The organism is Ereboglobus luteus (genome assembly GCF_003096195.1).
GTDB lineage: Bacteria > Verrucomicrobiota > Verrucomicrobiia > Opitutales > Opitutaceae > Ereboglobus > Ereboglobus luteus.
Genome location: NZ_CP023004.1, coordinates 1,598,807 through 1,625,178, shown reverse-complemented (window position 1 = coordinate 1,625,178; position 26,372 = coordinate 1,598,807). Strand labels below are relative to the sequence as shown.

At 60.2% G+C, this 26,372-nt stretch carries 19 protein-coding genes, 1 tRNA gene and 2 pseudogenes; 14 read left to right on the top strand and 8 right to left on the bottom strand.

The annotated features are described in order from the left end of the window. The first annotated feature begins 3 nt into the window (after positions 1 to 3). Positions 4 to 4,527: an acyl-CoA dehydratase activase-related protein gene (locus tag CKA38_RS05990; protein ID WP_108824676.1), complete on the top strand. Its 4,524-nt coding sequence runs from the start codon at positions 4 to 6 to the stop codon at positions 4,525 to 4,527. Between the two features lie 110 nt (positions 4,528 to 4,637). Further along, on the top strand, positions 4,638 to 5,348 hold the full coding sequence (locus tag CKA38_RS15690) for a hypothetical protein (protein ID WP_161554765.1): 711 nt from the start codon (positions 4,638 to 4,640) through the stop codon (positions 5,346 to 5,348). A gap of 83 nt (positions 5,349 to 5,431) precedes the next feature. Here CKA38_RS15690 and CKA38_RS05980 read toward each other — a convergent pair whose 3' ends face one another. Both CKA38_RS05980 and CKA38_RS05975 read right to left on the bottom strand, forming a co-directional pair. Then, the gene (locus CKA38_RS05980) at positions 5,432 to 5,716 is read right to left on the bottom strand and encodes a hypothetical protein (protein ID WP_108824674.1); all 285 of its coding nucleotides are present in this window, start codon (positions 5,714 to 5,716) and stop codon (positions 5,432 to 5,434) included. A gap of 89 nt (positions 5,717 to 5,805) precedes the next feature. Further along, positions 5,806 to 6,900 (bottom strand): hypothetical protein, encoded by a 1,095-nt coding sequence (locus tag CKA38_RS05975; RefSeq protein WP_108824673.1) that lies wholly within the window; start codon positions 6,898 to 6,900, stop codon positions 5,806 to 5,808. Here CKA38_RS05975 and CKA38_RS05970 point away from each other — a divergent pair. The 7 genes from CKA38_RS05970 to CKA38_RS05940 all read left to right on the top strand — a co-directional run bounded on the left by CKA38_RS05970 (position 6,862) and on the right by CKA38_RS05940 (position 13,691). Next, positions 6,862 to 7,305: a hypothetical protein gene (locus CKA38_RS05970; protein ID WP_152032699.1), complete on the top strand. Its 444-nt coding sequence runs from the start codon at positions 6,862 to 6,864 to the stop codon at positions 7,303 to 7,305. The two genes, CKA38_RS05975 and CKA38_RS05970, sit on opposite strands and share 39 nt — an antisense overlap. 113 nt (positions 7,306 to 7,418) lie before the next feature. Beyond that, the gene (gene gndA, locus CKA38_RS05965; RefSeq protein ID WP_108824671.1) at positions 7,419 to 8,924 is read left to right on the top strand and encodes an NADP-dependent phosphogluconate dehydrogenase; all 1,506 of its coding nucleotides are present in this window, start codon (positions 7,419 to 7,421) and stop codon (positions 8,922 to 8,924) included. A 323-nt stretch (positions 8,925 to 9,247) separates the two neighbouring features. Next, complete coding sequence (locus CKA38_RS05960) at positions 9,248 to 10,981, top strand: hypothetical protein (protein WP_152032698.1); 1,734 nt, start codon at positions 9,248 to 9,250, stop codon at positions 10,979 to 10,981. Between the two features lie 40 nt (positions 10,982 to 11,021). Further along, a complete protein-coding gene (locus tag CKA38_RS05955) occupies positions 11,022 to 11,780 on the top strand; it encodes an MlaE family ABC transporter permease (RefSeq protein WP_108824669.1) in 759 nt (252 codons plus the stop codon). Positions 11,781 to 11,798: 18 nt separating this feature from the next. Continuing rightward, positions 11,799 to 12,629 carry an ABC transporter ATP-binding protein gene (locus CKA38_RS05950; RefSeq protein WP_108824668.1) on the top strand — a complete coding sequence of 277 codons (831 nt, stop codon included), beginning with the start codon at positions 11,799 to 11,801 and terminating at the stop codon, positions 12,627 to 12,629. A 67-nt stretch (positions 12,630 to 12,696) separates the two neighbouring features. Next, on the top strand, positions 12,697 to 12,882 hold the full coding sequence (locus CKA38_RS05945; RefSeq protein WP_108824667.1) for a hypothetical protein: 186 nt from the start codon (positions 12,697 to 12,699) through the stop codon (positions 12,880 to 12,882). Beyond that, positions 12,870 to 13,691 (top strand): MlaD family protein, encoded by an 822-nt coding sequence (locus tag CKA38_RS05940; RefSeq protein WP_108824666.1) that lies wholly within the window; start codon positions 12,870 to 12,872, stop codon positions 13,689 to 13,691. The genes CKA38_RS05945 and CKA38_RS05940 overlap by 13 nt, the downstream gene beginning before the upstream one ends. On the opposite strand, the gene CKA38_RS05935 is transcribed toward CKA38_RS05940, so the two are convergent. From CKA38_RS05935 to CKA38_RS05920, 4 genes are all read right to left on the bottom strand, one after another. Continuing rightward, positions 13,688 to 15,202: an MGH1-like glycoside hydrolase domain-containing protein gene (locus CKA38_RS05935; RefSeq protein WP_202863971.1), complete on the bottom strand. Its 1,515-nt coding sequence runs from the start codon at positions 15,200 to 15,202 to the stop codon at positions 13,688 to 13,690. The genes CKA38_RS05940 and CKA38_RS05935 overlap by 4 nt on opposite strands. Before the next feature lie 206 nt (positions 15,203 to 15,408). Beyond that, on the bottom strand, positions 15,409 to 16,851 hold the full coding sequence (locus CKA38_RS05930; protein WP_161554763.1) for a sodium:solute symporter family transporter: 1,443 nt from the start codon (positions 16,849 to 16,851) through the stop codon (positions 15,409 to 15,411). Further along, complete coding sequence (locus CKA38_RS05925; protein WP_161554762.1) at positions 16,851 to 17,234, bottom strand: Kelch repeat-containing protein; 384 nt, start codon at positions 17,232 to 17,234, stop codon at positions 16,851 to 16,853. The genes CKA38_RS05930 and CKA38_RS05925 overlap by 1 nt, the downstream gene beginning before the upstream one ends. Further along, positions 17,231 to 17,980 carry a hypothetical protein gene (locus CKA38_RS05920; RefSeq protein WP_108824664.1) on the bottom strand — a complete coding sequence of 250 codons (750 nt, stop codon included), beginning with the start codon at positions 17,978 to 17,980 and terminating at the stop codon, positions 17,231 to 17,233. The genes CKA38_RS05925 and CKA38_RS05920 overlap by 4 nt, the downstream gene beginning before the upstream one ends. Positions 17,981 to 18,170: 190 nt before the next feature. Between CKA38_RS05920 and CKA38_RS05915 the strand changes: the two genes are divergently transcribed. Beyond that, complete coding sequence (locus tag CKA38_RS05915) at positions 18,171 to 18,986, top strand: HpcH/HpaI aldolase family protein (protein ID WP_108824663.1); 816 nt, start codon at positions 18,171 to 18,173, stop codon at positions 18,984 to 18,986. Here CKA38_RS05915 and CKA38_RS05910 read toward each other — a convergent pair. Continuing rightward, positions 18,983 to 20,071, bottom strand: coding sequence for a GntR family transcriptional regulator (locus CKA38_RS05910; protein ID WP_161554761.1), 1,089 nt, complete (start codon positions 20,069 to 20,071; stop codon positions 18,983 to 18,985). The genes CKA38_RS05915 and CKA38_RS05910 overlap by 4 nt on opposite strands. Positions 20,072 to 20,232: 161 nt before the next feature. Between CKA38_RS05910 and CKA38_RS05905 the strand changes: the two are divergent. The 3 genes and pseudogenes from CKA38_RS05905 to CKA38_RS05900 all read left to right on the top strand — a co-directional run. Beyond that, positions 20,233 to 21,015: pseudogene (locus tag CKA38_RS05905) on the top strand (sugar-binding domain-containing protein); the annotation flags it as partial. Then, positions 20,979 to 21,308: pseudogene (locus CKA38_RS16955) on the top strand (hypothetical protein); the annotation flags it as partial. The pseudogenes CKA38_RS05905 and CKA38_RS16955, both read left to right, overlap by 37 nt. A gap of 3 nt (positions 21,309 to 21,311) precedes the next feature. Further along, positions 21,312 to 23,594: a glycoside hydrolase family 2 TIM barrel-domain containing protein gene (locus CKA38_RS05900; RefSeq protein ID WP_108824660.1), complete on the top strand. Its 2,283-nt coding sequence runs from the start codon at positions 21,312 to 21,314 to the stop codon at positions 23,592 to 23,594. 33 nt (positions 23,595 to 23,627) lie between these two features. Here CKA38_RS05900 and CKA38_RS05895 read toward each other — a convergent pair. Next, positions 23,628 to 23,713, bottom strand: a tRNA-Leu gene (locus CKA38_RS05895). 288 nt (positions 23,714 to 24,001) lie between these two features. Between CKA38_RS05895 and CKA38_RS05890 the strand changes: the two genes are divergently transcribed. Next, positions 24,002 to 26,260, top strand: coding sequence for a ribonuclease R family protein (locus CKA38_RS05890; RefSeq protein WP_108824659.1), 2,259 nt, complete (start codon positions 24,002 to 24,004; stop codon positions 26,258 to 26,260). Positions 26,261 to 26,372: the final 112 nt, after the last annotated feature.

The following is a 26,372-nucleotide window of genomic DNA, read 5'->3' as shown; positions in this document are numbered from 1 at the left end:
GCCATGAGCACGGCTAACACAGTTGCACCCGCAGACAAACCATCCCCATCGCTTTTCGCCGGCCTCGACGTCGGCTCGACCACGCTTAAAATCGTCATCACCGATTCCGCGGGCGAAATCCTCTTCACCGATTACCGCCGGCACAACGCCGACGTGCCCGCCGCGTTGCGGGCGGCCTTCGCGCAGGCGCGCGACACGCGCATCGGCAACGCGCCCGTCTCGCTCACCGTCACCGGCTCGGCGGGCATGGGCCTCTCGGAAACCTACCGCATCCCGTTCATCCAGGAGGTCGTCGCCGCGGGCGAGGTCGCCCAGCGCCGTTATCCCGACATCCGCACGCTCGTCGACATCGGCGGCGAGGACGCGAAGATGATTTTCTTCTCGCCCGGCCGCGCGCCCGACATCCGCATGAACGGTTCCTGCGCCGGCGGCACCGGCGCGTTCATCGACCAGGTGGCCACGCTCCTCGGCTGCGAGGTTTCGGAGCTCAACGAACTCGCCAAAAACTCAACCGCCCTGCATCCCATCGCCTCGCGCTGCGGCGTGTTTGCCAAGACCGACATCCAGAATCTTCTCGCTCGCAACGTCTCCAAGGCCGACATCGCCGCGTCCGTGTTTCACGCCGTCGCGCTGCAACTCGTCACCTCGCTCGCCCGTGGACGCGAAATCGCGCCGCTCACGCTCCTGTGCGGCGGCCCGCTCGCGTTCATCCCCGAGCTGCGCAAGGCGTGTCTCAAGGTCATGGGCCTCACCGACGACGATTGCGTCGTGCCCGATGCCGCCGCGCTCATCCCCGCGCTCGGTTGCGCGCTCGCGACCGACACCCCGCGCCTCGCAATCACTATCGACGAACTCCTCGCGCGCTTCGCCAACACCACGCGCTCCGGCCGCCCGCTCCTCAACGGCCAGCCGCTCCGCGTGCTCTTCGACAGCACCGCCGGGCACGAAGCCTGGAAAATCGAAAAGCAACGCTACGCGCTCCCGCGCGCAAACTTCGCCGACCTGCCCGAGGACGGAGAAATCTACCTCGGCATCGACTCCGGTTCCACGACGACAAAAATCGTCGCCACCGACGCGCGCGAAAATGTCCTCTACACCTTCTACGAGAAAAACGCCGGCGATCCGCTCGCCGTCGTCGCCAAGGGGCTCGCCGGGCTCAACGACGCCGCCATCGCCGCCGGACGCGCCTCGCTCCGCCTGGCCCGCGCCGCCGTCACCGGTTACGGCGAAGACCTCATCAAGGCCGCTTTCAATTTCGACAGCGGCCTCGTCGAGACCATCGCGCACTACCTCGCCGCGCACAAACTCAACCCCGAAGTCACCTTCATCCTCGACATCGGCGGGCAGGACATGAAGGCCACGTTCATCGAGAACAGCTCCATCGTCCGCCTCGACATCAACGAAGCCTGCTCCTCCGGCTGCGGCTCCTTCATTGAAAGTTTCGCCAACACCCTCGGCCAGACCGCCGCGCAATTCGCCACCTCCGCCTGCACCGCCGAGTATCCCTGCGACCTCGGCACGCGCTGCACGGTGTTCATGAACTCGAAGGTCAAGCAATCGCTCCGCGAAGGCTCCACGCTGCCCGACATCGCCGCGGGCATCGCCTACTCCGTCGTCAAAAACTGCCTCTACAAAGTTCTCAAATTAAAAAACGTGGACGACCTCGGCGCGCACATTGTCGTCCAGGGCGGCACCATGCGAAACCACGCCGTCGTCCGCGCGCTCGAGCACCTGACAGGCCGCGACGTCGCCTTCGCCGACATGCCCGAACTCATGGGCGCCTACGGAGCCGCCATACACGCTTCGCGCGCAAATCCCAAATCCCAAGTTCCAAATTCCAAAGGATCGGATTTTCACCCTTCACCCTTCACTCTTCTCTCTTCTTTAGCCCATCCCGCCACATCCACCACCGAGGAAAGCACCTGCCCCGGTTGTGAAAACAAATGCGTTGTCCGCAAATACACCTTCGCAAACGCGAACACATTTTTCTCGGGCAACAAGTGCGAAAAAATCTTCACCAACCGCGGAGCCGACACCCGCAAAGGCGAAAGCATCTACTCCTTCAAATACAGCAAACTCTTCGGACGCACCGCGCCGACTTCGTCGGAAATCCCAAATCCCAAATCCCAAATCCCAAAAAACAGCAGCGGCGCGCCGATCACCATCGGCATTCCCCGCGCGCTCAATTATTACGAAAACTATCCCTTCTGGCACGCGCTCCTCACGCACGCCGGAATGAAAGTCACGCTCTCCTCGCGCTCCACCTTCGACCTCTACGGCAAAGGCGTGCACACCGTCATGTCGGACAACATCTGTTTCCCCGCGAAACTCGTCCACGGACACATCTACGACCTCATCGAGCGCAAAGTTGACCGCATCCTCATGCCCTTCGTCGTTTACGAGGAGCAGGAGGACAAGAACGCCGTCAACACCTACAACTGCCCCATCGTCACCGGCTACTCCGACGTCATCCGCAGCGCCATCAACCCCGAGGGCAAGCACGGCATCCCGCTCGACGCGCCCACGCTCAGCTTCCGCGACCGCAAACTCCTCGAACGCGCCTGCCGCGAATACATGACAAAAACGCTCGGCGTCGCCCCGCGCGTCTTCGAGCGCGCCTTCGCCGCCGCGCTCGCCGCGCAAACCGAACACTTCCGCACCCTCGCCGAAAAAGCCCGCGCCATCGCCGCGCGCGCCGCCGCCGAAAACCGCATCACCATCCTCCTCGCCGGACGCCCCTACCATGCCGACCCGCTCATCCAGCACAAAGTCGCCGACATGATCGCCGGCTTCGGCGTCGATGTGATCAGCGAAGACCTTGTGCGCCTCGACGACGACACCGACGCCGGCGGCCCCGGAAGTGTCCGCCAATGGGCCTACACCAACCGCATCCTCAAATCCGCTCGCTGGGTCGCCGAGGCGCCCTCGAACGTGCACTTCGTGCAACTCACCTCCTTCGGCTGCGGCCCCGACGCGTTCATCATCGACGAGGCGGGCGACATCCTTCGCCGCAACGGCAAGAGCCACACCATTCTAAAAATCGACGACATCAGCAACCTCGGCTCGCTCCGCCTGCGCATCCGCTCGCTGGTCGAAAGCCTCGCCTACCGCGGTCGCGCCGAACCCTGCGAATGCAACGGAGCGTGTGACGAAACAAACAGTGACTCGGCCAGCACGTTCGTCCGCGTCCAGCCAAGCGAGAAAAACCGCATATCGCTCGCCCCCGCCTCCACAACCTCAAACTCCGCCGCAACGGCTACGACGCCCCTCACCACGCCCATCTTCACCGAGGCCGACCGGCATCGCACGATCCTCCTGCCGTTTTTCTCGGAAGTCTATTCGCCCTTCATCCCGATGCTCCTCGGGCACATGGGATACAAATGCGAAGTCATGCCGCCGAGCGACGCCGCCTCGATCGACTTCGGCCTCAAATACGCCAACAACGAAGTCTGCTACCCGGCCACGCTCGTCGTCGGCGACATCGTCCGCGCGCTCAACAGCGGCAAATACAAACCCGACGAAATCGCCATCGGCATCAGCCAGACCGGCGGACAATGCCGCGCGTCAAACTACATCGCCCTCATCAAAAAAGCGATGATCGCCACCGGCCACGGCAACATCCCCGTTGTCTCGCTCGGCACATCGAGCGGCGCGGTCTCGAACACCCAGCCCGGTTTCAAGCTCAAGCTCCTCGGCAACCTCAGCGAAATCATCGGCTCGGTCTTCTACGCCGACCGCATCTCGCAGATGTATTACGCCTCCGTGCCCCGCGAACGCGAACCCGGCTCCGCCGCGCGCCTCCGCGACGAATACATCCAGGCCGCCATCGCCCGCGTGGCGGTGCGCGACACCAAGGCGCTCTACCGCCTCCTCGCCGAGGCCGCCGCCGACTTCAACGCCATCTGCGACCACGACCGCCGCGTCCCCCGCATCGGCATCGTCGGCGAGATCTACGTGAAGTATAATTCCATCGGAAACAAAAACGTCGTCCAATGGCTCATCGACCAGGGCGCCGAGGCGGTGGTGCCCTCCGTCGCCACGTTCTTCCTCCAGGAATTCCCGAATCACCGCACCAACATTGAGCAGCACCTCAAGCACAAGCCGCGCATCCCGTTTTTGGACACGGCGGCCTTCGCGCTCATCCGCCGCGTCGAGAAAAAGTTCGACCGCGCCGCCTCGTCCTTCGCGTATTTCCACCCCTCGCACAACCCCTACGAGCAGGCCAAGTCGGCCTCGCGCGTGCTCAACATCGCCTCGCAATACGGCGAAGGCTGGCTGATCCCCGCGGAGCTTGCGGGCTTCGCCGAGCGCGGCGTGATGAACGCCGTGAGCCTGCAACCCTTCGGCTGCATAGCGAACCACCTCGTGTCAAAAGGAATAGAAAAACGAATTCGCGACCTCTATCCCGACATGAGCCTCCTCTTCCTGGATTTGGACAGCGGCGCCAGCGAGGCCAACATGATGAACCGCCTCCACTTCATGCTCCAAAACGCCAGAAACCAAGTCGAGCAAGCCGCCGCTGTATGATGTTTTGTAAGGTGTAATGTGGAGAATCAACACCGATCTCCTTGGGTTTTATTTTTATACAATTTAATATCGCCAGTTGTGGTTAGCACATCTTTAATATTAAAAAATATATGCCCGGTATATTCAGCAAGAATTTTTTTATATACGAGGAACTCGAAGTTTTAGTTAAAACGAGGGTAAGCCAACATATTATTTTTGATGAGTTTATTGATTCACTGAAAAGTCTTGGGGTTTTTGTGAAATATGTGTCAAGTGTCGCGCAAACCGACTCTCGGGCCGTCAGTAAGACATCAGGGCAATGCGAGCCCTGTCTTAAACTTTATGTTTCCACACATGAGGCATTCGTATCGCTGTCCGTAAGTGAACATGATAGCAATTGGAATGGATCCTTCCCTTTAACAGCGGAGATTCAATCATTATGGACACGCTGTTGCGTTCGCAACGGCATCAACGAAAAATACTTTTCTCCAAACATGTATGTTTTCATATACAACCTCGGAGCTCACTTACTAAATAGATTAATAAGGGCATGTAAAAAAGAACTAATCAATCGCTTGTCTATCAAAATATTTGACGGTTACATCCCACCAAAATATGTTTTCGTAGGCTCAGTGCCGGGTGTGTATGTTTTATATTCTACGAAGCGGGAAGTTGATCTTATAAAAAAACACGGTGCTTTGTTACACTTGCGAGAAGTTGTGTTTGACGTCTTGAAAACAAATGACCTGCATGACTGCTTCCGACACGAGCTTGTAGAGATAAATTTTTTCGACGTGGAAACATACCAAGGAAGTTTATACGGGCTGTCGCGTGAAGATTGAAGGATTGAGAAGAGTATTTTTTTGAAGATGACAGATCGCTGTTTTTTGATTTTTCCCTTGATCGCAAAGGAAGCGAACACCGTTCACACGTCCACAAGCCACCGCTCGGCAAAGTCGGAGGTCGAAACTTTTTCACGTTTCGCGGCCGCGCGCAGTTTGCGCGCCACAACCGGACGCAGCCGCAGCGTGATCGGCTCGCGCTTGGATGGCTTGCGACCCGCACCCGGCCTCGCCCCGCCGTGAAGCGGACGCCACGACGCGCCATCAAGCGCGGGCAGCGCCTCGTTGTTCAGCGTGTTCATGCCGGTCTGATAGCCGTCCGCATCGAATGCGGGCTTGGCGTGAATTCGTTTTCCAGTAGTTTTCATAATAATCCTTTCCTTTTCGCCAGTATCCCGCGCCGATGATGCGAACGATTCCCGGAATGCAGACTTGGCAGTCCGCGCCACGTGCCGCATCACTCCACTTCGTCGCTGCGCGGGGTTTCGCTGGGAATGGGGGCGGCGACATTGAGGCGGATGGAGGTGAGGTTTTCGATGACGAGCTCGCCCATCGTGTTGCAGTGCAAATAGGACGGGCGGCCGTAATGCGCGGCCAAACCCTCGCGCAGTTCGACGACGTGCGAATGCGGCGCGATTTCGGCTTGCGACATGGCGCTGAGCAGGGCGTTGAGGCGCTCCTCTCCGGTGTCGGCGCGCTGGAGCATGAGCGCCTGCTCCTCGCGTTGATACTGGCGCGCGCTGGCCACATTGAGGTGCTTCATGCAGTAGAGCGCGAGCGACTGGTTTTCCTTGAAGAACTGCGGACGGTAGAGGTTCATGCGGCCCTCGTAGGATTGCTGGTCGAAATCCATCGCGCGGATGCGGATTTGCGCGCCCTCAAAATCGGGTGTGATGACAACGACAAAATTATAACTGCGCATGTCGCCGAGAAGGCGCACGAAGCAGCGTTCGTTGAACTTGACGAGTTCCTTGGCGAGGCGGATGGGCTTGATTTCGGAGCGCTGGTCGAGCCAGCGTTCGACAAAGATGTCGCCCGGAATGCCCGCGACGTGCTCCTCGACGAGCGTGTTGCCGCATGTCATGAAGTGCATGCGGTTGGGTGACAGGAGATGCTCGAGCTCGAGGCCGTAAACGCGCGAGGCGTCGCCCTTCTTGACGTAGAAGTGGTCGGGGTTGTCGTTGTAGGCGTTGACGATTCGCACGCGGAAGGGCGCGGAGTTGCCGAACGCGCAAAAGTCGATGCGGTCCACGTAAAGATGCTGCATGACGGACATGTCGCCGTCGGTGCGCAGGAGCGCGTAAATGTGTTTCAGCCCCTCGTGGATGGACTCCATTTCCATGTGGTCGTAAACGACGGTTTCCCAGAGCGTCATGTTGCCCTCGGGGTCGGTGTAGGGCGCGCACTCGGTGAAGCGGCGGAGGCGCTCGTAGGTGACGGGCAACTCGCGCTCGCGGCGGTAACGCTTGAGGTATCGGCGCAACTCCTCGCCGATGGGGAAGCTGGGTTTTTTGTGCTGCGTGCGGCGCGCGGCGGCCGGGTTGGTGCTCATGACGGGGAAGATGGCGCGGAGGTTTTCTGTTCGCAATGTCTTGTTTCAACGGACCCTTTGCGCAATGTATGCGGGCTTTCACTTCGCGCACGTTTCAATTTTGCACAAACCATGTCCGAAACCGTCAAACATGTTTTCCAAACCTTCATGGAAATGCCGGTGGATTTTTGGGTAAAAACACTCATCGCGGCGGGCGTGCTGTTCCTGTTGTTCACGGTGGTCAAAAAAGCGGCGCGCCTCGGGCAGATCGTCACGCTGCTGTTGGTTTTGTTCATTCTGGGCGTGATCGGCTACAAATGGGTGCGCCAAAGAAATGAGCCGGCGTTCATGACACCGATTGTGGATTTTGTGGCGCGTTTTTTTCCGCAGGCCCAACCCGCCGCACCCGCTCCGTCGGGAAAGTAATTGTTAAAAAATCAAAAAACCGCCCCGGCAAAAAAACGAAAGTTGCGCTATTTTAAGATTCAGTTTTCCCATAAAATCATAAATATTCGCACACCTGTTCACTTTTTTCATTTATGCCTAAAGAATACTCGGACATCGGACTCATCGGCCTCGCCGTCATGGGTCAAAACCTCGCCCTCAACATAGCCGACCACGGCTTCCAGATTTCGGTTTACAACCGCACCACCGAAAAGGTGGACAAGTTTGTCGCCGAAAATCCCGCCACGCCCGGCGGCATCGTCGGCACAAAAACGCTCAAGGACTTCGTCAAGTCCCTCGCCAAGCCGCGCAAGATGATCATCCTCGTGCAGGCCGGCAAGGGCACCGACGCGGTGATCGACGGCCTCGTGCCGCTCCTCGACCAGGGCGACATCGTCATCGACGGCGGCAACGCCCTCTGGACCGACACCATCCGCCGCGAAAAGGCGCTCAAGGAAAAAGGCCTGCGCTTCATCGGCTCCGGCGTCTCCGGCGGCGAGGAAGGCGCGCGTTTCGGCCCCGCCCTCATGCCCGGCGGCGACAAGGCCGCCTACAAGGAGCTCGAAAAAATCTGGAACGCAATCGCCGCCAAGGTTGACAAAAAAACCGGCAAACCCCTCCTCGGCGCCACCGCCGGCAAACCCGTCAAGGGCGGCGTGCCCTGCGCCACCTACATCGGCGAAAACGGCGCCGGCCATTACGTGAAGATGGTCCACAACGGAATCGAATACGGCGACATGCAGATGATCTGCGAGGCCTACGCCATCATGAAAGGCGTGCTCGGCATGAAAGCCCCCGAAATGGGCGAAGTCTTTTCGCAATGGAACAAGGGCGCGCTCGACAGCTTCCTCATCGAAATCACCGCCGACATCCTCAAGCAAAAGGACCCCGTCACGAAAAAACCCCTCGTTGACATCATCCTCGACACGGCGGGCCAGAAAGGCACCGGCAAATGGACCTCGGTCAACGCGCTCGACATGGGCGTGCCCGCGCCGACGATCGCCGAGTCCGTCTTCGCGCGCTGCCTCTCCGCGGTGAAGGACGAGCGTGTCGCCGCCTCGAAAATCCTCAAGGGCCCGAAGGCGAAAAAATACACCGGCTCGAAAAAAGCCCTTCTCGAAGCCATCCACGACGCGCTCTACTGCTCGAAAATCTGCTCCTACGCGCAAGGCTTCCAGCTCATGCGCGAGGCGCAAAAAGAGTATGGCTGGAAACTCAACTTCGGCCAGATCGCGCAAATCTGGCGCGGCGGCTGCATCATCCGCGCCGCGTTCCTGCAAAAGATCACCGAGGCGTTCCGCGGAAACCCGAAACTCGCGAACCTGCTCCTCGACCCGTATTTCAACAAGACGATCCAGAAGGCGCAGGACAACTGGCGCAAAGTCGTCGCGCTCGCCGTGCAAAACGGCATCAGCGTGCCAACCTTCAGCTCCGCGCTCGCCTACTACGACGGCTACCGCGCCGAGCGCACCCCGGCCAACCTGCTCCAGGGCCAGCGCGATTATTTCGGCGCGCACACCTACGAGCGTGTTGACCAGAAGCGCGGCAAGTTCTTCCACATCGACTGGCCGAAGGCAAACCGCCCGCAGATCGCAATGTAAGCGGGCAACCGCGCATAATCCTGTTTTCACCAGACCACGGAGCCCAACCGCTCCGTGGTTTTTTGTGGGGCGAAACCGCCGGCCAAGCCGAAACGACCCAAACCGCTTATCGCATTTCCGCACATCGGGAAACTGTGTGCCGCCGGCAAGCCCGCGAACAAATCCCCAAAACTTTTGGAACCCGGCGAATCCCCGACCGTCTGACTGGGATTTTGACCGCCTGTCGCGGTTTAATAACATTTGCCCGGCGCGTCGTGTTACAGTTTATTCGTTTTCTGTCCGACCTTCTGAAGCCTACTTTCCGCATCCGCACCATCACCAATATGCAGCCTCGGCGCGCAACCGCCCTCGTTTTTTTTGCAGTCCTCGCGGGACTGGGCATTCGCGCGCCCGGACAGACGGCAACCACGGCTCGGGCGGATACTTCGCCACCGCCCGCCGCGTCCCAATCTTTTGTTTTCGGCGCGGAAAACAACTTCGCGCCGTTCTGGGTTGGGCGCGCCGAGCCAAACAATCCGCTTTCCGACGCGAATGCTCCCGCCGCCTCGTGGAATGCGATCGGGCCGCTGATTTTTCGCCAGCCGCTCGTCGCGCGGCCTCGCTTTGACGATGGCGCGGTCGTCGCCCAAGGCTTCCGGCCATTCTACGTCGAGAAGCGCGACGCCTCCGGACGCCGCACCCATTTCCACATTCTCTACCCGCTCTTCAGTTGGCGCGCCGTGAAAAACGACGGCTATCGCTGGGACATTTTTAATCTCATCAACCACGAGCACGGCCCCGCCACGCGCCCGTCGCCCGAGCACAATGCCGATAACCAATTCAACCTCTGGCCGTTTTATTTTTCCAACAACACCGGCGATCCGGCGACCAGCTATCGCGCCGTTTTTCCGATTTACGGCAATGTCAGCGGACGACTTTTGCAGGATCGTCTCGGCTGGTTTTTGTTTCCGATCTACGGCTGGTCCGAGCGCAACGGCACCACGTCGCGCGCCGTTCTCTGGCCCATCTTTCGCCGCACCACGGGCGGCGGCGCGGACGGCGTGAAAGTGTGGCCGCTCTTCGGGCGCGACACAAAAAACGACATCGAAACCGGCGCGCCCCTCTACAAAAACACCTTCGTCCTCTGGCCGTTTTATTTTAACAACACCACTTGGAATCGCGACAATCCCGCCGCCGATCCCGCGCGCGCCCTCGCCGTGTTTCCATTTTATTATCGCGAAACCGCGCCCGGTTTTCGCTCCGACAGTTACATGCTTTTCTGGGGCCGCTCGCGCCGCGTCGAGCCCTATGTGTATTCAGAAAACCGATACCTCTGGCCGCTCTTCGTCCAAGGCCGCGGCCCCGAGCATCGCGTGAACCGCTGGGCGCCGTTCTACACTTATTCGAATCACAAGGGACGCGAAAAAACCTGGGTCATGTGGCCGCTCTGGAATCACAAGCGCAATGACGACACGGTCAACAGCTACGTGAGAAAACGCTTCTTCTATTTCCTCTATCACAGCGTCGCGCAAAAACCGCTCGTCCCGCCCGGCGCCACGCCCGAGCAAAAAGTAGCCATCGACGCCATCAAGCCCGCGCGCAAAGTTTCCCTCTGGCCGTTCTACACCTACTGGACCGACGGACGCGGCCGCAAACAATTCCAAACGCTCAGCCCCTTCGAGGTTTTCCTCCCGAATAACGAAGCCACGCGCCTGATCTACACGCCGTTCTTCGCGCTCTACCGTTACGAGCAGGAGGCGCCCGGCCGCACGCGTCACGGTTTCCTCTGGAACTTCATCACACACCGCCGCGAACCCGGCCTGCGCGAGTTTCACGTCGGCCCGATTTACAGCGGCGAGCGCGTGGGCGAGCACAAACGCCGCGCGCTCTTCCGCGGCGTTGTCGGCGCGCTAAAAACACCCGGCATCGGCTGGCGCCCCTTCGCCTTCCGCTTCAAGAGTCTCCAGCGACAGCTCGCCGAGGCCGCCAACCCCGCCGCCGTCGCGCCCGCAAAACCCGCGCGCGTTTCCACCACGCCCCCGATGGAAACCTACCCCAAGGTCCGCACCCGCCGCTAAGCACAATTCCGCACTCCGCATTCCGAACTCCGCATTTCCAATGAACCGCATCATCACAATTTTCGACTGGCTCGGCGGCGCCGTTATCATGGCGCTGCGCGCCTTTCGAATGCTGCCGCAAGCGCCGCGCATCCTCAAACGCACCTTCGAGCACGTGCTTCAAGGCGGCTACGCGTCGCTGCCCATCGTGTCGATCCTCAGCTTCTTCATCGGCGCGGTGCTCGCGCTCCAGGCCGGCCTCACCTTGCAGGACTTCGGCGCGAAACAACTCATCGGCACGCTCGTCGGCGAGGCGCTCGTGCGCGAACTCGGGCCCGTGTTTGTCGCCATCCTCGTCGCCGGCCGCGTCGCATCCGCCACCACCGCCGAGCTCGCCTCGATGCGCGTTTACCAGGAAGTGGACGCGCTCGTGACCATGAACATTCCGCCTGAGCGATTCCTCGTGCTGCCGCGCCTGCTCGCCGTCCTCTCCTACATGCCGATACTCACGATGGTCGGCATCGTCATCGGCTGGATTGGCGGCGCGGTCGTCTGCAAATACGTCGGCGTGATCGGCGTCGAACCCGCGGAATATTTCCAAAGCGTGAGCGCCTTTCTCACCACGCAAAAGATGGTCGACAGCCTCCTCAAGGCCGAGATTTTCGGCTTCGTCATCATCCTCATCGCGTGCAACACCGGTCTGCGCACCAAGGGCGGCCCGCGCGAAATCGGCTTCGCCGTCACCAACTCGGTCGTCTATTCGCTCATCGCGATCCTCGGCCTCGACTACTTTATCACCAAGGCCCTCGGCGGCTCCTGACAACCACGCATCCGCACGATGAAAAAAGAAATTCAAAAGGAACGCTTCCAATCCGAGCCGCACCAGCCCGCGAGCATCGGCCAGGCGCGAGCGCCCGTGGGCGTCGAAGTCTCCAACGTCTTCAAAAAATACGGCCCGCAAACCGTGCTCACCGACATCTCGCTAAAAGTCGAGCCCGGCGAAATCTTCACCATCATGGGTCCCTCCGGCTCCGGCAAAAGCGTGCTCCTGCGCCAGATCGCCGGACTCGAGCAACCCACCTCCGGCACCATCCGCATCAACGGTCACGACCCCCACGACCCCGACACGCGCGACCGCTTCGCCATCGCGCTCGTCTTCCAGGCCGGCGCGCTCTTCAACTCGCTCTCCGTTTACGACAACCTCGCCCTCTACCCGCTCGAGCACCGCATCGGCACGCACGCGCAAATCCGCGACCGCGTCATGCGCGCCCTCAAAATCCTCTCGCTCGAAAACGCCGTCAACAAATCCCCCGCCGAACTCTCCGGCGGCATGAAAAAACGCGTCGCCATCGCCCGCGCCCTCGTCATGGAGCCGCAACTCCTCCTCTACGACGAGCCCACCTCCGAGCTCGACCCGGTGATGAGTGCCACCATCAGCGAAATCATCGCCACGCTCAAGGAGCAGTATCAAGTCACAAGCATCGTCGTTTCGCACGACCGCGAACTCGCGCTCACCATATCGAGCCGCGTTGCGATCCTCATGCGCGGCGAACTCCTCTCGCTCACCACGCCCGACGGACTCCAGCACACCGACAACCCGGAAATCGCCGACTTCATGCACCCGAAAATCGACCTCGAAAACCCGCGCTACAAAACCATGGGCGCCTGACGCGCTCCCCCGCCCCGCCCTTTCATCACACACACAACTCTAAACACCAAACGCAAACCAACTCACCATGAACCAAGCTCAAACAAACGCCCGCGTGGGCATCTTTTTTGTCCTCGGCATCGCGCTGCTCTGGATCACATTCCAGGCGCTGCACACCGGCAGTTTCAATGTGAAGGACGGCTACGAAGTCACCGCCCCTTCAAATCCGTCCGCGAGCTCAAAGTCGGCAACGAAGTGCGCATGGCCGGCGTGACCATCGGCGCCGTCACGGCGGTGCGCATCAACAACGGACGCGCCGAGGCCGTCCTCAGCATCAAGAAGGAAGTCCCCATCCACAAGGACTGCGTCGCCACCATCGCCACCTCCGGCCTCATCGGCTCGAACTACATCTCGCTCGACCTCGGCTCCCCCGCCTCCGGCATCGTCGCGCCCGGCGACACCCTCCGCACGCACGAAGTCCCCGACTTCAACAAAATCATGTCCGACCTCGGCGAACTCGGGGCCGACATCAAGGTCGCCGTCGGCAAAATCGGCGCCGCCTTCAGCGACAACCCCGACGGCTCCCCCGGCCTCATCACCAACGTCAACAACCTCGTCAACGAAAACCGCGCCAACCTCAACTCCTCCATCGCGAACCTCAACGAAATCACCGAAAAAATCCGCGCCGGCGACGGCACCCTCGCCAAGCTCATCAACGACCCCGCGGCCTACGACCAGCTCCTCGCCGCGGTCACCGAAATCAAAAACGCCGCCACCGAGGCCAAGGGTTTCATCGGCGAAACGCAGACAATCATAGCCGACGTGAAAAGCGGCCGCGGCGCCATCGGCACGCTCATCTACGACGAGGCCACCGCGCAAAACCTGAAAGTCGCCGTCAAGAACATCAGCGACATCACAAACAAGATGAACAGCGACGAAAGCAGCTTCGGCCAGCTCATCACGAACGACAACCTCGTGCGCGACGCCAAGGCGACGCTGCGCAAAGTCGACCGCGCCATGGACGGCTTCTCCGACTCCGGCCCCATCACCGCCGTCGGCGTCGTCGCCAGCGGCCTTTTCTAAAAATCACGCCGCGAGGCGACGGCGCTGTCCGCGCTGGAAAAGGCAAACGCTTCGTTGCGTTTCAAATTGAGCGTTGTTTCGCGTCCGTTTGCCTGGAAACGGACGCGCACCGGATCGGGGCGCAGGTTGACGATACGCAACACCGTGCCGCGCCAGTCGGTGTCCACGCGCACACCGCAATCGGTTCGGAATATTTCGCGTCCGTTGATGCTCGCAACGGTTGATCCATCCTTGCTTTCGATTGTGTAGGCGTCGCCGGCCCAGTGCTGGGTATAGCTTGTCGTGTGACCTTCGCGCCCGAGCGCGCCCCAGTGCAATTCATCGAGCTCAACATTAACACCGTAAAACCGCGTCATGTATTCGAGCGCCGCCAAAAGCGTGGGACCGTAATCATTGCGTCCCTTGACCGGCGACGCCGCGCTGGTGCGAGGGTCGTATTGCTGTGTGAAAAACTTGTCGCGTCCGGTGGCGGCGATGAGTTTCTCGCCAATGAGAACAAGCTCCGCGTTGAACCCGTAGTTCTCAAGCGCGCGTATAACGCGCTGGTAAGTAAGCCCCATGGGCTCGCCGCTCCAGTCGTTCGAGCCAACGCGATAAGCCGGATCGTTGATGGCGATGGAAGGCAGCGGAAAGGGCGTCCAAAATTCCTCCGGGTTGAGCAAGTGCTCGCGCACAAAGCGCCCGGCCATCTCCGGTGTGAACATGCCATGATACATCACGCGGAGGTTGTTGTGTATAAGGGCCGGCATGACTTTATTATCACGGTCGCGGTCAAAGCAGGCGCCGCGTTTTTCATCCCACAAATATTCGCGGAGCTTGTCGCGCACAGTCGCGGCCTTGGCCTGCCATTCCCTTTCCTTTCCATTGCCCAGCATGACGGACAACCGCGCGAGCGTGGCCCGGGTATCGTAAGAGTAGGCCATGACGTCCATGCTCTCCACGGGAAAAACAGGATCGTCGGGCGGGGCTTCGCCGGACCAGCCGCCGTGATTGAGCTTGGTGCCGGCAAAGCGGTTGGAATTATCCTCGCCGGTGTCCCAAACGCACCATGTCTCAAGGCATCCGTCGCCGTCGGAATCGCGATAACGCCAGAGATAGTCATCGAATTTTTCCATGGAATCATAAAGCCGGCGCAGATAGGCGTCGTCGCGTTTTTTATTCCAATAATAAAGATTCAGCGCATGAAACGGAAAACTGTAGCCCTGCGTGTGCGAATAAACCGGTAGCATTTTCCCGCCGCGATAACGGATGAGCCCCGGATAACGCCCATTGGGGAGCTGATGCTCCATGAATAGCAGTGTGTTGTTGAAGGCGGTGGTCATATTGCGCCTGGCGTTCATCTCCCCGCCCATCGGCTGGGTTTCGATCCAAATGCCATTGTAGCCGCCCCCCTCGATCAAAACCGGACGCCCGGAAAAATCCTTTTCGTTGGTTTTGGAAACTTTTACGGCCTCCGCATACAGATCGCCGAGAAAAGAATCGCTTGTATTAAACTCCACTCGTGTTTCCACGACATGAGAAATCAGCGCCCCTGTCGGCCTTGCATTCTGGGCTTGCGCGACGCATGCCGCCATCAAAGCGATCATTAACAAAGGCCGCGGCCGCACCGCGCGAAATATATTATACAAACAAAAATGGAGACTGGCGGGGAGTTTCATAATTATCAGGGTCCGCGCTTTTAGACCAAAGACCCGCGTCGCCCGCAAGAACGCTTTCCCTAATTCTTTGCGGGCGCCCTGGTGCTCGATTTCGGGCCCAGCAAGCTGACGGCAAACCCGACGGCAAACACGACCAGCATTGAGAAAAAGCCATACCACATGCGAGCCACGTCTGTGAAAAATGCCAGCCAGAGCGCGCTCGCGAAACCGCATATCATGGCAACCAAAGCCGCCCGTGCGGTGACCCGGCGTGTCAGCATGCCGAGCAAAAACGTCCCCACCAAGCTGCCGCCAAAGAGGTTTCCGATCATCAGTGACAACTCCAATATGTTGCCAAAGTGATTACCGAAGCATGCGAACACCGTTGCCATCGCGCCGAAGGCCAGTGTGCAAATGCGCCCCGCGCGCACGCCGGGTTTATGTTGCGAAACTCGCGGCCAGATATCGGACAGCGTCACGGTCGCCATCGAGTTGAGCACCGCGCTGACGGTTGACATGGCCGCGGCCAGAATCGCCGCGATCAACACGCCCTTGATGCCGTGCGGCAGTTCCTCGATTATGAACTTGGGGAAAATATCATTCGGCCCAACTCCCTCGCCCAGTTTTTGCGGATACGCTTGATAAAAGGCAAACAAGGCCGCGCCTATGAAAAATAAAGCGAACCCGACAACCGTTGCCGCCAGCATGGAGGTTATCATCGCAAGGTTCGACTGGCGTATGTTCTTTGTCGTCAAGTAGCGCTGCACCTCCGCCTGATCGACGCCAAATTGGCTCAATGTATAAACAGTCCCGCCAAGCAACCCGCCCAAAAATGTATAAGGCTCCTTCAAGCTTGTGGAAAAATTAAAGAAATCCAGATGCCCGTGCTCGCCGGCGATCTGCCAGACGGCGGGCGCGCCGCCCTCGACCCTGCTGCACACTAAATACAGCACAAAACCGATCGCGCCTATGAAGATTCCCAGCTGAAGCGTGTCGGTCCAAATGACCGCCTTTATGCCTCCCGCCATTGTATACAATGCGGTCACCACGCCCACGGCCAAAACAATGCCAATAACAGGCAGACCGGTCATCCGGGCCAGCACGAGCGCGGGCGCATATATGCAAATCGCAAGGTATATGCTCTTCAAAAGCAGAAACAGCACACTCGCCACGAGTCTGACCCTCACATCGAAGCGCCGCTCCAAATATTCATAAATGGAATAAATCTGCTGTCGAAAAAACGTCGGCAATATCAACCCGCAAATGATGCCTAGAACGATGGGCAGCGCGAGGCGGTATTGCAAAAATTGCAGGTTGCCGGTAAACGCCACCGCCGGGCCGCCGATGAACGACGTCGCGCTTACGATCGTCGCGATTCCGGAAAACATCGCCGCATACCAGGGCACGTTGCGGTCGCCGAGGAAATAGTCCTTCAGCGACTTCTGCTTTCCCGCAAACACGGCGGCGACCCCGCACACCATGAGGAAATATACAACAAGAATAATATAATCGAGCGTGTTCATTAATTGTAATCCGAAAAGGTTGCCATATACACATGATTGGTTCGCAGCGCCGGCGAATACTCTCCTCCCGCAACCATCCACTGTTTTCCGAGCCGAATTGCCGAGGCACCCGCCACGCCGATCGGCAACTTGCCAATCTCGCGCCATTGGTTCGACCTCGCATCATAGAGCATTATGTGGTCCGGCAAACGATAACGCTCGCCAAGCTCCCTCATCTTATCGAGGTCGTGCCCGTCCGAGCCACCCATGACTATAAATTGGTTTTCATTGATGCGCGCGCCCGTTGCCGCAAGCGCGCGATGCGGCATGGCCGGAGCAATGCCCCAGGTTTGCGTCGAAAAATTATAATCAAACCCATCCGCAAGATAATCCGTCTCTTTCACGGGGCCGCTCGATTCGGCCCTTCCCCGAACATATACAAAGCCGCTCCCGCATCCGATTCCAGAACAGCCATCACCGCGCCAAAGCGCGCCGGCCCCGGCCACGCAGGCAGCTGCATCCATTCAGTTTTGACTGTCGCATCCGCGGCGGCGGCGATATCAATTACATAAAACGTTCCGGACACTTTCCCGGCGTTTTCTCCGCCCGCCACATAGAGTTTTCCCTGATGGCAGGCGGCGGCGGCGTTTGCCAGCGGCATCGGCAGCGATGGCAATGCCCGGCGGGTGACTTTTGCCGCCGCGGAATCCCATTGCAACAACCACACATCAGCCGATGCGCCATGGGCGCCGGCTCCGCCTATCGTAATTACACCGAGCCCGGTCGTGACCGATGCGCCTTCGCCCAGCCCCTCCGGCAACACAGTCGCGTCAACGACCCAGCCGCCCCCGCGCGCCTTGTCGGGCGAACAGGTAAATATGCGATTCGAAAATGTCTTCTTGCCGCCCTCGTTCCTCGGCGTTGGAAAGTTGGAGCCGCCGGCCAGTATGATCCGCCCGTTGCTCACACCTGAAAACATGCCCTTGAGTCCAACTGGATCAGGCAAATCAGCGACCCGCTCCCATGAAATCACGCCCTGTTTATATTCCCGATTCCGCGCCGCTCCCCGGGGTTCCCCGCGGCTGCACGAAAGCATGCAAACGCCGCAGGCTGCCAGCCAGGTCATCAGAATGGGGATTTTTTTTATCATGGGTTCGGTTGCGCCAATCACACGCAAATTGAATTAAAATAAAACAATCTTTCGCGCATTATTCGCTCAATCAAGTATAACTGGCACCCGGAGGAATCCACCAGAGTTCATTGGTGTTGCGAACAAAATAATGCCACAGAACAATCAGCAGGACGCCTTTTAGTCCCGAAAGTATTATAATTTTCAAACCATGCCCTCTTTAAAACCCAACCAACTTCTGGCCAATGTTCGCGCGGGCCGCGTCGAGCATTGCTATAGTTTCGGCAACCATGCGACCCCGCGTTATGTCGACTTTATCTGCAACAGCAAATTGTTCGAGACACTCTGGTTTGACCTGGAGCATTTCGACATCCCGACCGACCAGCTTGCGGTGCTAAACCTCGTCGCCCGCGCGCACCCGGTGACGACACTCGCGCGTTTTCACGCGTCGAACTACCAGACCGTGCAGCGCGTCCTTGAAACAGGCGTCGGCGGCATCATGTGCGCCATGGTCGAGAGCGCCGAGGAGGCCGCCCGGATCGTCAGCTGGGCCAAGTTCAACAACCCCTCGCCGGCCGCGGGTGAAACCACGGGCCTGCGCGGCTGGAATGGCGGCGGCATCGACGCGCGCTACGGCACGATTCCCGCGACCGAATACGTTTCCTATCAAAACCGCGAGACCGCGATTCTCTGCCAGGTTGAAACCGAGCTCGGGCTTTGCAAGGTGGACGAAATCATAGCGACCCCGGGCGTGGACGGCATTTTCTTCGGCCCGGGTGATTACGCGCACCGCATCGGCAAGCTCGGCCAGATCGGGCATCCCGATGTTCTCGCCGCGATGAAACGCGTGGACGAAGCCTGCAAACAGCATGGCAAGTTTTGGGGGACGCTTGGAATCGGCCCCGATCACTACCAAAAAGTTCGCGCACTCGGCGCGCAGCTCATAGGCCCGGGCGGCGACCTGCGCACGTTGAACTTGGGACTCAAGGAACTTGCGAAAACTTTTCAGGGCGCTCCCGCATCCTAAAGCACACGCAGCGAGCCGCCCTTGTGATAATCGGGGATGATGCGGATGCTGCGCGTCGTGACACTTTCGCCGTGCAAAATTTGCATGAGCGGCCTCAGGATTTTTTTGGCAAATGTATAGGGGCCCGCCGTGTATCGCGACGGCGTGGGAACGAGAAAACTCAGGAACGGCTCGTCGTCGCGCGACACCACCGACATGTCGGCCGGCACGCGCAAGCCGCGTTGCGCGAGCACGCTGATCACCGTGAGATAACTCGCGCTGTTCGAAACCAGCAACGCCGTGGGCGGGTTCGGCATGTCCAGCAAACGGGTGATCGCGCGCGACAAACTCGCGGCCGTGTGGTCGTGGTAAAGCACCAGCGGCACCGCCGCCTCGCGGCGCGAATCGCGCACGCCCGCGATGAATCCCGCCTCGCTTTCCGCGTCGCCCGCGCGCCCGGAGCGCTCGTTCAACAACGCCACACGCGTGTGCCCCGCCGCAAGCAGCACGCCCGCCGCGTGACGGCACATCGCATAATGATCGAGATCGACATGCGGCAAATCGATCCCCGGATGGCAGGAGCCCGCGATCACGCACGGCACCTTGTGATCGTGAAACCAGCGCTGCGTTGACTCCGTCGAATTGGCCAGCAACCAGCACGCGATCGATTGCTGCGCATTGAGCTTCGCCAGCGCGCCGCCCGGTTGTTTTCCAAAGTATTTGCGCCCGTCGAGCGTGATCAGCTTGGAGCCGTTTTCGATAAGCATCGACTTGAGCCGGTTGATCCAAAGCAGCGTGTGCGGCCGCATGTATTCCATCGGATCGGGCGTGAGCAAAGCCACCACCTGCTCCGTCCCGGCCTTCCGCGATTTGCGGGACTTGGGCGCCATGATGCGGTTGCCCAGTCCATGCTCGGCCTTCACGAGCCCCTCTGCCTGCAACTGCGCCAGCGCCTTGCGCAATGTTTTGCGGCTTACCTGATACATTTCCCCCAAGGTGCGCTCGCCGGGCAACCAGTCCTTCCACGCCCCCTGATCGATGCCTTGGCGCAGCGCGTCGGCAACCTGCGCGGGCAACGAAGTAAAGCGGCGTGACGATGGGGACATGTTGGCGGCGTGTTTGGGCGGTTTCGGTTGTGAGGGTGTTTTATTGGCGGGCACAACACCCGCCTTTGTCAATCCCTCCATCAATGCGGGACGGGCGCGCGCATGGTCACATCACCAAACCATGAAGAAATGTTGTGACAAACATTCAGGCGCATCATGCAATGGCATCGTCATATTTGCAGTCCGCCCAACCCACCTTGCAACAATCGCCGAAAGACAATCGCTCCGTCATTTTACCCATGAGAAAACACCTCCCGGCCCTCCTCGCCCTTCTTGCAATTTCAATCAATCCGCTCGCGCACGCCGCCTCCGATGCCAAGCCCCTCTGGGCCGATCCCACGAGGCAAAGCGAGGGCCAGGAGCCCGCCTTCGCGTCGATGACGGTTTTCGCCGACGAAGCCTCCGCCAAAAAGCTGCGCCGCGAGGACTCGCCCTTTTATCGCACGCTCAACGGCGCATGGAAATACCACTGGGTTTCGCATCCCGAAAAACGCCCGCTCGATTTTTGGAAAACAGATTTCGACGACGCGAAATGGGGCTCCATCCGCGTGCCCTCCTGCGTCGAAATTGAGGGCCACGGCATCCCCACCTACTCGAACCAGACCTACCCGTGGCGCGACGTGACACCGCCGGTCATCCCCGGCGATTACAACCCCGTCTCCAGCTACCGCCGCGCATTCGCCACGCCCGCCGACTGGCGCGGCCGTGAAATTTTTCTCACCTTCGACGGCGTCAGCTCGCTGTTCACCGTCTGGCTCAACGGCAAAAAACTCGGCTATAATAAGGACAGCCGCACGCCCTCCACCTTCCGCGTCACGCCGCACCTGCGCACGGACGGCGGCGAAAACATCCTCGCCGTCGAAGTCATCCGCTGGAACGACGGCTCCTACCTTGAGGACCAGGATTTCTGGCGCCTGAGCGGCATCTTCCGCGACGTCTGGCTCTGGAGCGCGCCCGGCGTGCACCTGCGCGATTTCAAAATCACCACCGCGCTCGACACCGGCTACCGCGACGCCACCCTCACGCTCTCCGGCGAGCTGAAAAACCTCACCGACAACCCCGGGGCGCCGCCATCGAGGCGCGCCTTCTCTCACCCCAAGGCAAACAAATCGCCGTCCTCTCCATCCCCGCGCAAAACCTCGCCGCATCCGCCGCCGCGCGCTTCGAAAAATCCGCCACCATCAAAAATCCCGCCAAATGGTCCGCCGAGATCCCCGCGCTCTACACGCTGCTCATCTCCGTGAAAGACGCCGCCGGCCGCACACTCGAAACCATCCCCTGGCGCGTCGGTTTCCGCTCCACCGAAACCCGCGACGGCCGCTTCCTCGTCAACGGCAAACCCGCCCTCATGCGCGGCGTCAACCGCCACGAATGGGACCCCGACCACGGCTACACGCTCACCCGCGAAGGCATGATCGAGGACATCCGCCTGATGAAGCAAAACAACATCAACGCCGTCCGCACCTGCCACTACCCCAACGTCTCCGAATGGTATGCGCTCTGCGACGAATACGGCCTCTACGTCATCGACGAGGCCAACATCGAGTCGCACGCCCAGATGAACGAAACCAACGCCGGACGCCAGCGCGCCCTCGCCGACGAACCCGACTGGCACGCCGCCCACGTCGAGCGCATCCAGCGCATGTATCAACGCGACAAAAACCACGCCTGCGTCATCGGCTGGTCGCTCGGCAACGAATCCGCCTTCGGCGAAGCCTTCCGCGCCGGCTACCGCTGGCTCAAGGCAAACGACACCCGTCCCGTCCAATACGAATCCGACCACAGCAACGAGTTCACCGACGTCGTTTGCCCCATGTATCCGCCCCCCGAAACCGTGCTCAACTACGCCGCCCTCCCACGCTCAAAACCCTTCATCATGTGCGAGTATTCCCACGCCATGGGCAACAGCAACGGCGACATCTGGGCCTATTGGCGCCCCATCTACGCCGGCACGCCGCACCTTCAGGGCGGCTTCATCTGGGATTGGGTTGACCAAGGCCTGCGCACCCCCGTCCCCGCCTCGCGCACCATCGTGCAAATGGAAAACCCAAAATCCATCCCGCTCGACCCCAAGCTCGGCACCTTCTTCGCCTACGGCGGCACCTTCGGCGCGCCCGGCCAGTTCCCCTCCGACGGCAACTTCTGCGCCAACGGCCTCATCAGCGCCGACCGCACTCCCCACCCCGGACTCGCCGAGGTCAAAAAAGTTTACCAACCCGTCCAGATGAACGCCGCGCCCGGCGGCCTCGCAAAAAAATCCCCCGAAATCGACATCACCAACTGGGCCGATTTCCAGAACACCGCCGACTGGCTCAAAGCCTCGTGGCGCGTGACCGCCGACGGCGTTGAAATCCAGCGCGGCACGCTCGACAAACTCACCGTCTCCCCGCGCGAGACAAAACGCGCCGGCATTCCCATGGCGTCAATCGCGCCCGAGCCCGGCGTCGAATATTTCCTCGAAGTCATCTTCACCCTGCGCGCCGACACCCCTTGGGCAAAAGCCGGCCACGAAATCGCATGGGAGCAATTTCCGCTGCCGGTCTCGGCCCCCGCGAAAAGAATCACCTCCTCCAAAAAATCCCCCGCGCTAAAGGAAACCGCCGACCGGTTCATCGTCGAAGGCTCCGATTTCACCGTCGCCTTTGACCGCAAAACCGGCTTCCTCGCCTCGCTTAAAACCGGCTCGACCGAGCTCTTGGAAAAACCGCTCGGCCCCCACTACTGGCGCGCGCCCGTTGACAACGATCGCGGCAACAAAATGACCGACCTCGGCAAACCCTCCGGCAAAAAGCCCGCCAACGGCCCCGGCCAGTGGCGCCACGCGCACGAAACCTGGCGCGTGACCAACATCGACGCCAGGCAGGCCGACGGACGCGTCGTGATCTCGGTTGAAGGGCAAGTCGAGGCCGTCCGTCGCACGCAACGCCTCACCTGGACGGTCTTCCCCGAAGGCGACATCCTGGTTGAAAGCGAACTCATTGCCGACCCCGCCAAGCGCGCCGCCGAGCCCCCGCGCTTCGGCATGCAAACCACGCTCCGCGCCGGCTTCGACAACCTCGCCTGGTTCGGCAAAGGCCCGCACGAAACCTACTGGGACCGCCAGGACGCCCGCGTCGGCATCTACAATGGCAAAGTGCGCGACCAATTTTTCCCCTACATAAAACCGCAGGAAACCGGCAACAAGGAAAACGTGCGCTGGCTCGCGCTCACCGACGACAACGGCCGCGGCCTGCTTGCGGTGGCCGTCACGCCGCGCCTCGGCGCCAACGCGCTGCACTCCGCCACCGAGGACCTCTTCAGCGCGGCGCACAAGGACAACTTCTATCCCTACCAGCTCCCCGACCGCGATACGGTCACACTCAACCTCGACCTGCACCAGCGCGGCCTCGGCGGTGACAACTCCTGGCGCGCCATGCCGCACAAGGAACACCTCCTCGGCCAGTGGACGCTCGAATACAAATACCGTCTCCGCCCGCTGAAAGGCGGCGAAAACATCCCCGCCCTCGCCAGGGAAAAACTATAACGCGCCCGCGCGAAACAACACTTATTTCACAACTGGTGCCCGAGGCGGGACTCGAACCCGCACGTCTTTTCAGACAAGGGATTTTAAGTCCCCAGCGTCTACCATTCCGCCACTCGGGCAGCAGATGAAAAAAAGCAGTAGCAGGATTGCGGCCGTTTTTGCCAGCATGAATGTTTGCGCGATGCCCGCTAGCAGTTCGCAAGCCGCGCCTTTTCGCGGCGGGCCGGAAAGATTTTCATGGTGACAACGCATGAGAGCTGATTCCTTGTTACCAGCGCCAATCCTTTTCCATCCATTCGGGAGTGTTGGCCCGGGAAAAAACGCCAACAAGCAATTGAATCATTCGCATCCCCTTCATCCCGCACTCCGTTTACGAAGTAGCCTGACAATCCACATTACGCATTCATATGAAACTTCGCGACCGCATACTCGCACATCTGCGCCAGCGCCATTACAGGCCGCAGGACATCAAGGCGCTCGGGCACTCGCTCGCGCTCAATAAAAAGGAGCGCAACTCGCTCAAATTTGAAATCCGCCAGCTCCTCTCCAAGGGCAGCATCGTTCACGTGCAGGGCGACCGGCTCGCGCTCGCGGGCGAGGACGACACGCGCACGGGCAAAATCATGTTCCGGCAGGGCGGCTCGGCATTTGTCATTCTCGACCCGCTGCCCGGACGCGCCGGCGCAAACGCCATCGACGAACCCGCCATCCAAATCGCGCCCGAGGACACCGGCGTCGCGCTCCACGGCGACAAGGTGCTCGTGAAAATCTCGCCGCAAATGTCGCGCGCGCGCAACGGCCGTCCGCCCGAGCCCACCGGGCGCGTCGTCAGCGTCGCCGAGCGCGAGAGCAACACCGTCGTCGGCAACCTCACGCGCATCCGCAACAAATTCTATGTCAACGTGGACGATCCGCGCTTCGTGCAGGACATCGCCGTCGGCGATCCCGCCGCGAGCGGCATCAAACCCGTGCCCGGACCGGGTGACAAAGTCGTCGTCGCACTCGCCGAATGGACCGCGCGCCACAAACCGCTCGAGGGCAAAATCACGCAATGCCTCGGCAAAACCTTCGAGCCGGGCGCGGAGCTCGCGGGCATTCTCATAAAACATAATCTCGACCCGAAGTTTCCCGCCGACGTCGAGCGCGAAGTCGCCGCGCTTCCTTCCGAGGTCGCCGCGACGCAACTTCCCGGGCGGCTCGACTACCGCGACACGCCGACGTTCACCATCGACCCCGACGACGCGAAGGATTTCGACGACGCCCTCTCCATCGAGACGCTCGACAACGACGAGACGCGCGTCGGCATTCACATCGCCGACGTTTCCAACTACGTGCGCCCCGGCACCTCGCTCGATCGCGAGGCGCGGAAACGCGGCAACTCCACCTACCTCGTCGGCACCGTCATCCCGATGCTGCCGCAAAAACTCTCCAACGGACTTTGCTCGCTCGTCGAGGGGCAGGACCGCCTCTGCAAGGCGGTCTTTCTCACCTTCGACAAAAAACTCCGCATCACCAACACAACCTTTGCCAGCACAGTCATCCGCTCGCGCAAGCGCCTCACCTACAAACAGGCCTACGCGTTCATGTTTGAAAACAGCATTGCGAAAATCCGCGCGCTCCCCGTTCCGCCCGCGCACCAGACCGGCTCGACCGGACGCGCGCTCAAGGAACTGACCGACCTCGAACTCGTGGACTTGCAGCACTGGTTGCGCAGCCTCTGGAAAATCGCCGCCAAGCTCCGCCGCGAACGCATGGCGCACGGCTCGCTCGACCTCGACATGCCCGAAACAAAAATCTTCGTTGATGAAAAGGGCTACGCCGACCGGCTCGAGCGCATCGAGAACGACGAAAGCCACCAGCTCATCGAGGAGTTCATGCTCGCCGCCAACGAAGCCGTCGCGCGCCTCACGCGCGCGCACAAGCTCGTTTCGCTCTACCGCGTGCACGACGAACCCGACGAGGACAAACTCATCGAATACCAAAAGGTTCTCGCCACCGCCGGCGTCGAGGCCGGCGACCTCACGCAGCGCAAGGAAATCGTCAAGGTGCTCGCCGCCCTCGAGAAACACCCGCAGGGCTACGTGCTCCGCAGCCAGCTCTTGCGCAGCCTGAAAAAAGCCTGCTACCGCGCCACACCCGACGGCCATTACGGGCTCGCGAAAAAGGACTACACACACTTCACCTCGCCCATCCGCCGCTACTCCGACCTCGTCGTGCACCGCGTGCTCGCGTATTACCTCATCAAGCACGCCGGGCATCCCGTTCCCGCCGATTACAAATTCGGCTACAGCGCCGGCAGCATGGCCTCGCTCGGCGAGCACCTCAGCCTCACCGAAACCAACAGCGCCGAGGCCGAGCGTGAGAGCGTGAAGATCAAGACACTCGAATTTTTCGAGCGCGAACTCTCCAAGAAAAAGAAAACCAAGTTTGACGCGGTCATCACCGACGTGCGCGGCGCGGGTCTCTTCATCGAGCTGACCGAGTCGATGAGCTTCGGCTTCATCAACAAGGACAGTTTTGCGGGTGACGTTTATTTCCCGAACGCGAGCAACACGGCTTTCGTCGGGCGCAAAACCAAGAAATACCTCAAGGTTGGCGAACACATCACCGTCGTTGTGAAAAAAGTGGACCGCTTCAAACGCCAGATGGATTTCGCGATGGTATGAGAACCCCCGGGCGCTGATCGGAGCATGCTCCGACACGCCCGGTTAAAAGATTTTCCGCCGGCGTAATTCGCCGGCGGGAAACAGGCGCCGGCGTTTTGTGAGCCCATTCGAG